Annotated in this window: 8 protein-coding genes and 1 tRNA gene; 1 reads left to right on the top strand and 8 read right to left on the bottom strand. The window is 36.7% G+C overall.

The window, feature by feature from the left end:
- Positions 1-35 precede the first annotated feature (35 nt).
- Positions 36-1,196: an IS110 family RNA-guided transposase gene (locus FACI_RS08360; RefSeq protein WP_009886504.1), complete on the bottom strand. Its 1,161-nt coding sequence runs from the start codon at positions 1,194-1,196 to the stop codon at positions 36-38.
- Positions 1,197-2,336: 1,140 nt separating this feature from the next.
- Here FACI_RS08360 and FACI_RS08355 point away from each other — a divergent pair.
- Entirely contained in the window at positions 2,337-2,615 is a 279-nt protein-coding gene (locus FACI_RS08355) for a hypothetical protein (RefSeq protein WP_009887714.1), read from the top strand.
- Positions 2,616-3,144: 529 nt separating this feature from the next.
- Here FACI_RS08355 and FACI_RS08350 read toward each other — a convergent pair.
- The 7 genes from FACI_RS08350 to FACI_RS08320 form a co-directional block, all read right to left on the bottom strand.
- Positions 3,145-8,241, bottom strand: coding sequence for an ATP-dependent helicase (locus FACI_RS08350; protein WP_009887713.1), 5,097 nt, complete (start codon positions 8,239-8,241; stop codon positions 3,145-3,147).
- Between the two features lie 131 nt (positions 8,242-8,372).
- The gene (locus FACI_RS08345) at positions 8,373-10,379 is read right to left on the bottom strand and encodes a xanthine dehydrogenase family protein molybdopterin-binding subunit (protein WP_009887712.1); all 2,007 of its coding nucleotides are present in this window, start codon (positions 10,377-10,379) and stop codon (positions 8,373-8,375) included.
- Positions 10,376-10,855 carry a (2Fe-2S)-binding protein gene (locus tag FACI_RS08340; RefSeq protein ID WP_009887711.1) on the bottom strand — a complete coding sequence of 160 codons (480 nt, stop codon included), beginning with the start codon at positions 10,853-10,855 and terminating at the stop codon, positions 10,376-10,378. Before FACI_RS08340 ends, FACI_RS08345 begins: the two co-directional genes overlap by 4 nt.
- Positions 10,852-11,706: an FAD binding domain-containing protein gene (locus FACI_RS08335; RefSeq protein ID WP_009887710.1), complete on the bottom strand. Its 855-nt coding sequence runs from the start codon at positions 11,704-11,706 to the stop codon at positions 10,852-10,854. The genes FACI_RS08340 and FACI_RS08335 overlap by 4 nt, the downstream gene beginning before the upstream one ends.
- A gap of 202 nt (positions 11,707-11,908) precedes the next feature.
- On the bottom strand, positions 11,909-12,244 hold the full coding sequence (locus tag FACI_RS08330; RefSeq protein ID WP_009887709.1) for a Rieske (2Fe-2S) protein: 336 nt from the start codon (positions 12,242-12,244) through the stop codon (positions 11,909-11,911).
- A 173-nt stretch (positions 12,245-12,417) separates the two neighbouring features.
- Positions 12,418-12,490 (bottom strand) — tRNA-Gly (locus tag FACI_RS08325).
- A 53-nt stretch (positions 12,491-12,543) separates the two neighbouring features.
- Positions 12,544-13,488 (bottom strand): diacylglycerol/polyprenol kinase family protein, encoded by a 945-nt coding sequence (locus FACI_RS08320; RefSeq protein WP_009887708.1) that lies wholly within the window; start codon positions 13,486-13,488, stop codon positions 12,544-12,546.
- Positions 13,489-13,500: the final 12 nt, after the last annotated feature.

The raw sequence follows: 13,500 nt of genomic DNA, 5'->3' as shown, positions 1-13,500 counted from the left end.
GATATTCAAAAATACGTATTTTCTTTAATTATTTTTTAATTTATATTATTCAGAGGATCTTCAAAATCCTTATTATTCTTCAATACGGAGTATATGATATTCAGTAATTTGTTGGAACACGCAATTAATAGCTTATTTCCTTTCATGCCATCATTCTTCTTCCTTGTGTAATATCTTTTAATTACTGGATTAAATCTAATAGCAGATACAGTTGATAAATACAGTGCATACCTTATTAACGGGTTTCCCCTTTTTGATATTTTTGATGTAATATTATAATCCCCAGATTGTTTAACCACTGGATCCATACCTGAATAGGCCCTTAGCTTTATAATAGAATCAAACCTGTTTATGTCTCCTATAGATGACAATATTATAGAACCTGTTATAGTCCCTATTCCTGGAATTGTCTTTATTTTGGAATCCATACTATTATACTCATCTTCTATGATATTTTTTGTTTTCATTAACTGCTTGTTCAATAATTCCAGTGTTTCAATGTTTATATCTATGTCGTATTTGACTGCATTATTAGTATTGCTGTTTATTAAGATATTTCTTATTTCACTGTGTTTACTGTCACTGATATATTTTATTTTATAATTATTTTCAATGATTTGATCTATGTTGCTTATTATTTCCATGAAATATTTGGAATTAACATTGGCCACCGCGGTTAATCCGGGGTATAATAGATCCATATCTACTATTAACTGGTTCTTTGCCATTGTTATTTTCCTGTTTATTCTTATGTATGTGTATACGTATTCCTTAAGATTTGTGTAAGTATTCTCAGTATTTTTATCCATGGTAATTATATTGTTTTTACGTATGATAATATATTTTGCTATTGCTTCTGCATCTATTTTATCTGTCTTATTCTTCCTTATCCTTGAACTCTTCAATAATTTTGTCTCCAGAGAGTTTAATATTATTGCACTGCGACTGTTTTCTATTAAATAATTGTATAAATTCACATGGTATATACTTGTTGATTCCATTCCTATTTTTATATTTCTATAATTCTTTATTATCTTTAGAAATTCACTGAAGCCATAGTTATTGTTTATCAGTATTCCCCTTTTTATTAAATTCATTTCACTGTTTATAATGCAATAATCAAACTTCTTTTTAGCTATATCTATTCCAACATATATCATATAACCTCCAGACCAGTTCACACTCTCCCTTTCCATATTCCAACAGCCTTGCTTATTATCGGTGCATTTGCACAATATACATTATTTTTATACTTGAATATGAAAAGGGATATACATACTATATACGGTGGATTGACCCACAAAGAACTCACAGTATTCCCTGATCATTGCCATAATGGAGTTATGGATAAAATCATTATACAAGGAACTCAATTCGTGATATCATAGATAATACGTACGGCGTCAATTATTTCTGGCTGATTCCTGGCCACTATTAAATTTCTAAGTCATTCTAGAAATTATAGAAATATTTATATGCTAAACCATTACATTCTGTATTGTGATGGAGACAATTCTAAATATGATAAATAAATGGTATGCCAAATGTTGTGTTTTGCATTAAAGATGGGTAAATGCAAAACATTAAGGAAGTACATAGAATATGATAATAAGGACATAAAGCAAATAACGAGGTAAAAGTTTTAGAAAACAAATTCATTGTTGTGTGGAAGTGTGACATATTTGCTATAAAATTACAAAGTTTATCGACAATTCAGATTTAATAGGTAACAAAAATACAAGATAGAATAAGAATGATGAAATATGTAATGAATACTTTATTCAGTGACAGGAAAAGCAGCTGTTTGAATGATCTCTTAACGATGTGGTGGAGGAGAAAACTCAATAACAATGTAGGAACATTAGAAGGCGATTAAGGTACTTTTTCGGAGATCTGCAATTAATAAACAGAAATATATGGAAATCGTTCTTCGGTAATCGTAAAACGAGGTGTTGAATAGTGCTGGATCTGTACTAGCCAAAGATCATAGAAGCATCAAATATATTAAGCAACAGATATGGCATTTATTGAATGAATTAAAATATAAAATTATCAAAACAGTGCGAAATTATTAGAAACATAGTGTACAAAAGAGGTAAAAAATTGGAAAATTGATATGCAAATGTGTCTATATGAATATATTTTAATACATTTAAATGAGGAGACCTATACTGATATCAGGTAGAGAGAATGTAGAAACACCAAATGAAATAATAAAAATTGCTATTTTTAAAAAATGAAATATATCTCAGGGTAGGTTTATAAAATTACGAAAATAGGATTTCTGCTCGCCCTGATGTAAATATTTTTATATCTAATGATATTAAAGTAAAAATATGAAGATTGATAAAGTTGTTAGAATAGTCGGTATCATTGGCATATTCATTGGCATAATAATTATTATTTACGGGTATTATTTACATGCCGATGCAGTTTATCTTAACATTTTTTATAAAAATCATGCTTTTTTAACTAAATCAGAGATAGATTCAATAAAGCCTGGCCTTTACTATGGAAAAATATATATGGGTATTGGATTTGCACTAATGATTGTTTGTGCAATAATAATATCTATAAGCTATAAGTTTAAACATCTTGATAGACAGATAGTATAATAAGATTTTTAAAACTTTAATTCTGGAGTTTTTTAGGTAAGATCTTTGGATTCATTGTTCATTCATCCATTCGGATATGGCAGAATTTCTATAATAATTCTCATAATGTTATATATAATCAACCATTGGATATTTGAGTAATGCCCCACTTGCAGATCATTTATTAATGATTGCTGTAAATATTACAAATCCTAATATTGGCAGTGTAAATAATTGTCTCTAACTTACAGCTCTTGTAGAAATTCACCGGTAAGGGAATTTAGTACTCAAGGAACTGGAACTATGGCACTGCAATAGGCTTAACGGCTATTACATACAATCTCATGGCTATATCAAACCTGAAGTGTCCGAAAAGGCAGTGAAAATAGTTATTTTATAAAATACGATGCTCACTACAAAATAAAGTAAAATGATAAATTAACAATATTCATGATTTTTAATCATATTGGCATAAGATATGAGAATTAATGCTAATTATAGGTAACTTGAAAAATTAATAGGGCATATTAAATAGATTATTTTGTACATATCAATTTGATAATATATAGCCGGTATTGTTGAATTCAATCCTTGCCGTATCCCTGTAGCTGGCATCTCCAACAATATTCTTAATACCAAGGTACCTGCCGCTTTTTTTAACAGAGAAAGAAAGTTTAATTGAGTCCTCCATAAAGAACAGGTAGCTATTCACCGTATGGAATTTTAGCTTAATGAACTCAGGGAATATTAACGCTATAATGTCCTTCGGAGGAATTATCCTTGAGATTTTATGCTTAATGGCCTTTCCTGGCAAATCTATGCCTATATAGATGAGCCGGTTTTCTCCGGGTACCAATACCTCCTTTATTGTGTGTTCATGCAAAAGTTTCGAAACAACCAGCTTATATTCTACATCAGTGTAAATTCCTACCATGTTCCTGTAAATTTTTATATCAAAGAAACCAATTCTCTTTACCAGTTCCCTTAACAGGATTTCTATTGCTTCGATCCTTGTGTATTCATCAGTTATGGTTATATATTTCTTTGACTTGTCCTTTGCAATTGCATTCATGCTGTACAGTGATTTTACAGTTTCTTTAACCTTAAAAGAGTTCATTTTTAATGATTTAACCAATTCATTTTCCGTGGCATTCCTTGATATCAGGTATTTATACACAGTTTCTTCTTCCTCTGTGAGCTCACGTTTCCTGATAGCTTTATAAAGGGCTATTACATTTTTTGTACCATATGCCTGCACATTGAATGGCCCGTCAAATGTATACACGAGCATGGAACTATAGTAATTTTCCAGTTCCACATTCCTGATGCCGGAATAATATGCTTCCATATCTGTCCTGAAGCCAAAGAACATCTTTGTCAGTTCGTTATAATTCATTGTTCCTTTTCTTGATCCATAAAGATTTACTGCCATAGATAATAGCCCATCCATGTCCATATCTACAACTTCAAAATCCCCTTTATAGATATAATTGCCTGAAACCCTGTAACCATAGCCACTTGCAGTATCCAGAAGGCCCTGATCTGCACTGTCAATTATTATAGAATCCATTCCTGTACGTTCTGCGGCTTTTTGAATTGTCTCAAGAAATCCGATGTTCTTCCCACTTTCGAAATCAAGGTTCTCAATCCATAATCCGGGTTCTTTCTCTTCCATGTAAAACATTGTTTCTTCAGAACCATGGTAAATAAACCGTGCGTTATAATCGTCATTCCTTACATATTTCCCGAGATACAGGCTGAGGGGGTCATTTTTTCTTACAATTATTGATGTATTTTCCGGTGCGTCAGGAATCTCTCCGTAATAAATTTCATTTCTGAAGTAAATGGGGGCAAACCTGGAATAATCGAGTTTTCCAGGATTAACCCAGAAAAATCTTGCAAGTTCCCTTCCTGTAATGGGGCCGAACTTTTCTATTATGCTGTTTACATCTATCCCTGCTTCAGGGCTGTAAATCTGGATGTCCCCACCAGGCCCGTTTACCACCTGTATTTTAAACTGCAAATTCTTAATTACTGCCTTTACTATCTTTATATCGAATCCTGTTATTTCAGAAAGTTTTTCCTCTGTATCTACGCCTTTTTCAATATAATCAAGTATTTTAGCCTCTTCAGGGCCATTCTTTTCTGCTCTTAAAGTATAGAGTATATCCATGAGCCATTTAGCAATGTAAACATATTTATTTTTTATAGCCCTGGTATAGAATACCGTTCCATTCTTTATAGCTTTCTCCAGTAATTCCAGGCGAAAATGTGATGTCCTTACCTTTATATCATATACATCGAAAGCAAAACCGTATTTTTCAAAATAATCTTCAATGCTGGCAACATCTGTGGAGAAATTTGATATCCTCTTTCTTGAAACGTCGTATGATGTACTGTTTACAATAGCATCGAAATCCTGCTTCATCATATACTGTTTCATGAAAATCGGGGTAATGTAATCGAAAATTAAAGAACCGCTTCTCTCCATTTCCCTGAGCGTTGTTTCCAGTTCTCCATTATCAACAGGGAGCCTGATCAATAATTCATCAAAAGAGAGTGGACCGTAGGATGAAAGAATGAGGGATACTGCCTGTTTCATTCCATTAACCGGTTTTTCAGGCGTTTCCCCGTTCTTTATGTAATACTGGTTCCCGTTTTTTATAATTTTTCTGATACGGTAGCCAGATTCAAGTTTTATCAGGCTATCCTTCAGATCCTGATCCAGCATTCCTGTTTTTTTCAATTCGTTAAAACTTGAATTATCTATATGATTGTAAACTTCTGTATCTTTGCTATTCGGTTCAATTTCCCTCCTGAAGAGAGCATACACCACCGGGTAATATTCCCTGGATACCCACTGATCCGATCGTATAAAACAGTACACAAGTTCCCCTGAATTTATAAGCTGTTCGGTCATTTCATCCAGATCAATCGTAGCATATTCCAGCGGCGAGTCAAATTTTTTCCTGAAGGGGTCAACATAAAGGAAATGCTCCAGAAATTCCCTATAACTCTCAATATCCTGAATTGCCGGTATCTTATTTTTAAAATAGTTCTCAACCAGCTTTGAGTCCTTTATAAGAAATTCTATGCCCTCGGTTCCATATATTTTATCCAGAAGCTTGCTCCTGAGTTCTTTTAATAGTTTTGACCTGTCCTCCATTAGAACTATATCAGAAACACCGGAGAGGATAAGATTGTACGAAAATGGGCTTGTTTCTGTAGAATAATCCTTTATTTTATAATGTTTCTTTGATATTACATCGTTCACAAACCACGCTGCACGCTCAACATCCATTACATCATATTTTACCTCGTTGAATGCTTCTTTTATAACAGGAAAATTATCCATAGATTCCAGTATTCTGAGTAATCTGTCACTGCGAAGTTGCTGTCTAGCAACAGATATATCCGTTTGTTTATACTTCCTTAAAACCATCAATGATCTTGTGGCGCAGTACCTGAAACGCTGCTTGAATAATTCAGTATTGATTATGGATCTGTCAACAAGGTCCCGGAAATTTGATGGTGTTAAAAGCCCTACTACGTCCTTTATTGGTACTTTTCTGTTAAGTGTTAATGTAAATCCATTGTCATTGACGCTTATCCTGGTGTTGGCACCGTATTTATTTGAAACAGCCAACCCATAAGCCCTTGATAATGCATCGTTTACTCTCCTGCCAAGTGGTATATGGAATATAATGCTATAGAGGTCATTGTCTATATACCCTTCAATATAGAGCAAATCTTCAGTGGGGATGGTGAAATTCCCCTGGGTTTTTACATATGATATTAAGCTACGGGCACCGAATGAATCGACACGGTAATTTTCCATAAGCCACTTCTCTGTTTCCTCGCCGTTCTTTATTCTTTCATAGAGGGTTTTCCTGAATTCTCCTATCAGTATGCCAAGATCGTAGCTCCTTGGCAATAATTCGCCGGTCCATGATGGGACGGTAGGTTTCATTCCCGTTGCCACTTTAACCGTTATATTATTTTTTGTTGCCTTCAGGAACATATAGGTTTTAGCGCCCAGGACAAATATATCACCGTTCTTGAGCCTTTCAACAAATTTATCGCTTAATTGCCCTATCATCCTTCCCTTTTCATTAACAACGTTGTAATTGGCTTCTTCCGGTATAGTTCCAACGTTCATGAAATAAATCATTCTGGTACTGGCTTTCTTTCCGAATACCTTTTCATCCTCATCGTACCAGATTTTGGAAAATAATGTATTCCCTTCTATTTTCCCGGAAAGGTATTGCAGCGTGGATATATAATCGCCGTATTCCAGGGTGTGGAATGAAAATGAGTTCCGGATAACATTATATGCCACATCAACGTCCCAGTTCTTTTCCAGTGACATGCTTATTATGCCCTGTGATAGCACATCAAGGGGATTTTCAGGCACCGTAACCTTGTCAATTTCATGGTCATAGGCAGCCTTAGTCATCACAGCACATTCCATGAGGTCATCCAGGTCAAATACTATAAACCGCCCCAGTGAGAGATCCTTCACGCCGTGGCCTGATCTGCCAATACGCTGCAATGCCCTTGATACAGATTTAGGGCTTCCTATCTGTATAACCATATCTATGTATCCGATATCTATTCCAAGTTCAAGGGATGTGGATGTTATGACGCATTTTAATTCCCCATTCTTTAACCTGTTTTCAACCTCAATTCTGGTCTGTTTCCCCAGTGAAGAATGATGTGCTTCTATATTCTCTATTCCACGGGCTTTGAGTCGCATCGCCACATGTTCTGTGGAACTCCTTGTATTTGTAAATATAAGAGTCGTTTTATGGCTGTTAACCAGATCAACTAATATATCGTACATTTTTTCATTGGCAACCTCATAGCTTACCATTGTTAAATCCTTAACCGGAGTAATTATGCTCAGATCAAGATATTTATTTGTATTTACTTCAATTATCTCAAAATCCCTTTTGTGTTCACCATTATAGCCACAGAGGTAAGAACCTATGAGGTCCAGAGGAGCCTGTGTTGCGGATAATCCTATGCGCACAAATCCTGGTGAAAGGTTTTCAAGCCTTTCAAGGTTAAATGATAGCAATGACCCTCTTTTCGTGGATGAAACCTCATGTATCTCATCCAGTATTACATATTCAACGCTGGAGAATTTTTCCTTGAACTTTGTTGCAGTTATTGCAAGCGAGAAGGATTCTGGAGTTGTTATTATAATGTGTGGCGGTTTCCGCAGCATTTTATTTCGCTCACTCTGCGCGGTATCTCCAGACCTTACTGCCACTTTGATCTCTGGTATATCCAGCCCTTTTTCCTTAGCCAGGGCATATATCTCTGAAAGAGGTTCATTAAGATTTTTATTTATATCATTTGCAAGGGCTTTCAGTGGTGAAATGTAAACACAGTATATTTTATCTTCAAGTTCGTTATTCCTCGCCTTTTTAAAAAGTTCATTAATTATTGAAAGGAAACCTGTGAGTGTTTTGCCTGTTCCCGTGGGTGATGATACCAGTACGTTCTTTTTCTGGTGGATTAAGGGTATTGCCTTTTTCTGCGGTTCGCTTAATTCGCTATATTTTGTGTTAAACCATTGCGCTACAATGTCATCTAGAAAAGGCAATGTCTCTTCTACCTTAAATTGATTATTGTATATCATTTGCGATAATCTGTAAGGTAATTCATAATTCTATATAGCCTTTATCTATAGAAAATATATGAACAGGTAGATTCCGGATATATGCTGTTATAAAAAATAAAATCAGGATAAATTAAAAAATTTATAATTGCCTAAAGGTTCCTGGCTAGAAATTCCCTGGTAATTGGCATAACATTTATTCTTGTATGCAGCTGTGTCTCAAGAGACCGTGCAAGGCCTTCAGGTATTCCTATCATAGGCGATTCTCCAAGCCCCTTGGCGCCATCTTTCAGTACCGAGGGATTTTCCACTATTTTTATATCGAATTCAGGCGTATGTTCAGCAGTAAGAACACCGGCATCTGTTATGCTTGTGGTCATTAGCTGGCCTTCCTCTGAATATCTAAGTGTCTCAGAGAGTACCTCGCCGATAGCCTGCAATGCCCCTCCTTCTGTCTGCCCCATAACATTTGTCATGTTCAGGACTTTGCCGAGGTCGTAATAGCAGCCTACTTTCAGGGATTCTATATCGCCGGCTTCGTTGATCTTTGATGTAACCAGATTAAAATTAACCTGGTTATCGTTATAATCGAACTTATAGAAAGAGGTCTGGTCGAAGTCATGCTTCAGGAGTATTTCCGGTGAATATTTGCCATATTTTTCTTTTACCTGCTCTTTAAGTTCCTCTGCAGCCTGCATTAATACAGAACCATGTGTCATTGCAGATTTTGAACCCCATGTGCCAACTCCGGTTGAAAGGGTCTCTGTATCCTGCAACTCCAGGGATATTGAATCCTGCTCTATAGAAAGTTCATCGCTGAGTATGCTTTTGACAAACATCTCATGGCCCTGCCCGGATACGTTTCCTCCCATGTAAGTATGCACCTTGCCATCTTTAACTATGATTCTTGCACTCTCTCCAGGTGCAGTGTCTTCATCCAGTATGAACAAGGATATGCCCACATGTTCTTTCTTTGATAATTCACGGTAATTGAAATATTTCAATGCATCCTCCAGGAAAGGCTTTGTAGGGTAATTTACATCAAGCCCCAGTGGGGATTTGAATGGCTTTTCAAGTGCATTTTTAAGCCTTACATCGGCAATATCCATATTCAGTTTATCTGCCAGCAGGTCCATCATCCTTTCCATTAATATGGATGCTTCAGGTTTGCCTGCACCACGGTAATAACCATTGGGAGCCTTGTTTGTAAGCATGTATTTCCCTACTATGTGGGCTTTTTCTATGAAATATGGCCCGGTAATCTCATGAATAACATTTCCCAGGTCAACTGAAGCAGCATCCACGAAATAGGGGCCGTTGTCCAGAAGGACTTCACCGTCAAGGCCGGTAATTGTACCATCCTTTTTTGCATAGAGTGTTAGAGTGCCTTCTACTCCCCTGCCTGCGTGGCATGCCTGTAGATGCTCTGTTCTGGTTTCCTGCCATTTCACAGGCTTTCCAAACTTCATTGAAGCATAGCATGCTATGATATATTCAGGATAGAATAGGGCTTTTACACCGAATGCTCCTCCATTGTCTATAAGGAATACCCTCACTTTCTCAGGTGGAAGTCCAAGTGAATTCACTATTCCGGACTTTGACCTTACAATAGATTGTGAAGGCAGGTATACATTGAGTATGCCATCACGGTAATCTGCAACTATGCCCCTTGTTTCCATTGGATTTGCAGAAACCCTGTCAAGGAGTATTGTATCTGTTACCTTTACATCGTACTGTATATCCTTTTCATTGAATTTGACACCTATATCTTCCTGTGAAAGCACGTTGCCTGCTGTATCTTTATACATAGGTGGCTTGCTTTTGGCATCATGGATGCTGTGTATGGCATCCATAGGTTCGTATTCAACGTTTACTGTGGAAAGCAGATCTTCGCTCTCATACCTGTTTTTCCCGAATACTGCAGCTACAGCCTGGCCCTGGTAGTTTACCTCATCTATGGCCAGAACGGGCTCCTTATGGTCACCTTCTGCAAGTGCATAGTAAGCCTTAAGGTCCTTTGAGGTTAATCCGCCTTCAACTTTCTTTACCTTTGCCCTTGCGTAGGGGCTTCTTACCAGGGACATGTAAAGCATTCCGTCAAGGTCTATATCATCAAGGTATCTCCCTTTCCCGTTTACAAATCTATCCTGATAGGTCATGGAACCCTCACCTTTTCAGTATTTATTTTTTCACTGGCTTTCTTTATTGAATTTATTATTGAAACATAGCCAGTGCACCTGCACAGATTTCCAGCCAGGTTGCTCTTTATATAGTCATCATCGGGTTTTTTATTGTTCCTCAGCATGTAAAGCGAGGTCATTATCATTCCCGGTGTGCAGAATCCACACTGTAATCCATTTTCCTCAACAAAGCTTTCCTTAATTTTCTTAAGGTCTGCGTCTTTCTCATTTTCTATGGTCTCGATCTCATGCCCGTCTGCCTGTGCAGCCAGTACAGTACATGATTTCACTGCCCTGCCGTCCATAAGCACCGTGCATGCTCCGCAATTTGTTGTATCGCATCCTATGTGTGTGCCTGTGAGTTTAAGGTCATCCCTTATAAATGTGGCAAGCAAGGTTCTGGGTTCAACATCCTTTTTGTATTCTTCTCCATTTACTTTTATATTAACCATCATTTCGGTACACCTCCTATTCCTTTAACAGCCTTTGTAAAAAGGTATTTAAGCAATTTTTCCTTGAATTTTACACTTCCATTGTCATCATCCATGAAGTCAGCAGCTTTCAGGAGCAAATCCCCGGCTTTTGCAATATTGTCGTCTGTAACTTCCTTCCCTACCAGGAATTTTTCTGCCTCCGTAGCTTTTAATGCTGTTGCTCCGCAGTTCGTCAACCCTATTCCTGCTTCCTTTATTTTGCCTGAATCTATTGACAGGTCTACAGCTATGCCAAGGATGGAAAAATCTCCAGCGTATTTTTTGTATTTCATATATCTGCCTGATGAATTCCTGTCCTCTATCGTTATTCCTGTAAGTATTTCTCCAGGGTTCAGTGCGGTGGTAAAGGTATCCGTAAAGAAATCCTGTGCCTTTATTGTTCTTTTTCCCTTCGCAGATGTTACTTCAAAGTTGGCGTTAAGGGCCAGCATAACAGCAGGGAAATCATTTGAAGGGTCGCCGTGGCATATATCGCCCCCGATAGTGCCCATGTTTCTCACAAGCGGGTCGGCTATAAGCCCTGCAGCTTCACTGAGTATGGGAAATTTCTTCCTTATCTGGGGATCCTCTGCAATTGAGTGTGTTCTGGCCATGGGGCCTATTCTCAGGGTATTTCCCTGGAATGAGATGCTATCCATGCCTTTTAGCCTGCCAATATCCACCAGCTGTGGAATTGATGTAAACCTCAGTTTCAACAGCGGTATAAGGCTCTGGCCGCCTGCAAGTACCTTGGCATCTTCGTGTCCATTCAAAAATTTCGTGGCTTCCTCTATGCTTTCTGGGGCATAGTATTCAAATTTCTCGGGAAACATAGTTATACAATAGAGAATTGTATAAAAATGTTGCTAATATTTCCAAATTTTGCATGTCCTTCAGTATTCATAATTATTTTTTAATATAATAATGTATAAATTTGTGAATTTATAGAAGTATTATGGTTATTTTTGACATTATCAGTACAATTCTGGTTAAATACACCATATATGCAGCTCTATATCTGCTGGCATAAAGAAATTAGAGCTCCACAGAGAGTTCTCCATCGTTTTCCTTTACTTCGTATGATTTAAGGTCAGTTGCTTCCTTCCTGGTCATAGCCTTGAAAAAGCCATTTATGTTTTTATCCACTTTTCCTGTCTGAACATTGAACCTTGCATGGTGTTTTGGGCATATTACATCGTGGCCTTCAGATTTTCCTTTGCCCAGATCGCCTCCCATGTGAGAGCACAAAGCATCTATGGCATAAAATTTTCCGCCAACATTTGAAACCAGAATCTTTTTGTTTCCAACTTCAAACTCCCTGCTTTTTCCTTCTTCTATCTCTGTAGTTTTGCATAAAGGTTTTGATTCCATATTTATCCCTTAATTATATAAATTCGAGTATATAAACAATTCTACCACCTGCTATTCAGAAACAAATTTTTGCCAGGTACTCTGGCATTGTATTTTCATTTAAAAACTGGCAATGTGCTAAACATTATAATTGAATTCAAAAATCTAATAAATATGCTAAGAGTTCAGTAGAGTGCGAGTGCCGGGATTTGGACCCGGGGCACGAGCTTGGCAAGCTCGCGTGTTGCCAGGCTACACCACACTCGCATTATTTCCACAACGCAACACGGTATATATATTTTGACATAGTCCACTATAATCTATACCATTGATATTATAAAGTGTATAATAACTATAGATACAGGTATCGTAATATTGTCATCTGCAATTTTGTTTGATATGGATTCTGCAAATGTCCCGCCGATTGCGTAAAATGCTGAAATAAAGTAAACAAAGAAGAATAAGCCAAACAGAAATGATGGGATAAGCATGCCCAGGAATCCTGCCATGGACTTTCTTCTATTATAGAAGAGCTTCCTGCTCCTTATTTTCATTCCAATTATAGTTGCCAGGGAATCTCCAATCATTATCAAAAATGCTGAGATGTATATGAGCTGAAGTGATCGGGTAAATGAAAGCACAAAAAGGAATCCGGCTGCAAGATACATGGATCCAAGCCCCAACTTCGTGTCCTTCCTTTCCATCATGTAAACCAGGTCTGCCAGCCTGTTCCTGTTATTTAAATAAAGTATATTGCCACCAAGATAAATTAAAAGTATTGCAAGCAGTATGAGAATCCTGCCTTTTATTCCATCCAAAGCAAATATTGCAATTGTAATGACACCTGTAGAAATCTGGAAATAATCACGGGATGTTTCCCGTTGTATATCCTTGCCCTTATTTTCGTTATTTGTTACATCATATTTTCTCATATTCTTATCCAGGAACATTGAAAGGAGTATGGAAATTGATATGGAGGCAAAAACAAACCTGACAGGAACGAAATTGCCAAAGATTGATAGGATGATAAGAACGAAATCTACGGCAAATGGGAAGTAAAAGAATACAGTGTATAGATACGTGCTGACTATCATAGAAAAAAGGTATACTGGAAGAACAAAGAATGAACCGGAAAAATATACAAGCCCGGCCATTATCGGAATTGAGACAAGTATTTTTATAAGAAATGTTTCCCTATTTTTTATGAGTATATATGAAACAGCGATTAAGAATATCGCTAAATATGCAAAATTGAATAACTCCATGTACCTCTGATT

The sequence above is a fragment of the Ferroplasma acidarmanus Fer1 genome, assembly GCF_000152265.2.
Lineage (GTDB): Archaea > Thermoplasmatota > Thermoplasmata > Thermoplasmatales > Thermoplasmataceae > Ferroplasma > Ferroplasma acidiphilum.
The sequence above is the reverse complement of the archived record's forward strand: the minus strand, read 5'-3'. Positions and strand labels throughout refer to the sequence as shown.

Bases quoted from the DNA above. Each gene is read 5' to 3' on its own strand.
- FACI_RS08340 (WP_009887711.1), bottom strand. From the start codon at position 10,855: ATGATGGTTAATATAAAAGTAAATGGAGAAGAATACAAAAAGGATGTT.
- FACI_RS08320 (WP_009887708.1), bottom strand. From the start codon at position 13,488: ATGGAGTTATTCAATTTTGCATATTTAGCGATATTCTTAATCGCTGTT.
- FACI_RS08345 (WP_009887712.1), bottom strand. From the start codon at position 10,379: ATGACCTATCAGGATAGATTTGTAAACGGGAAAGGGAGATACCTTGAT.
- FACI_RS08350 (WP_009887713.1), bottom strand. From the start codon at position 8,241: ATGATATACAATAATCAATTTAAGGTAGAAGAGACATTGCCTTTTCTA.
- FACI_RS08355 (WP_009887714.1), top strand. From the start codon at position 2,337: ATGAAGATTGATAAAGTTGTTAGAATAGTCGGTATCATTGGCATATTC.
- FACI_RS08330 (WP_009887709.1), bottom strand. From the start codon at position 12,244: ATGGAATCAAAACCTTTATGCAAAACTACAGAGATAGAAGAAGGAAAA.
- FACI_RS08360 (WP_009886504.1), bottom strand. From the start codon at position 1,196: ATGGAAAGGGAGAGTGTGAACTGGTCTGGAGGTTATATGATATATGTT.
- FACI_RS08335 (WP_009887710.1), bottom strand. From the start codon at position 11,706: ATGTTTCCCGAGAAATTTGAATACTATGCCCCAGAAAGCATAGAGGAA.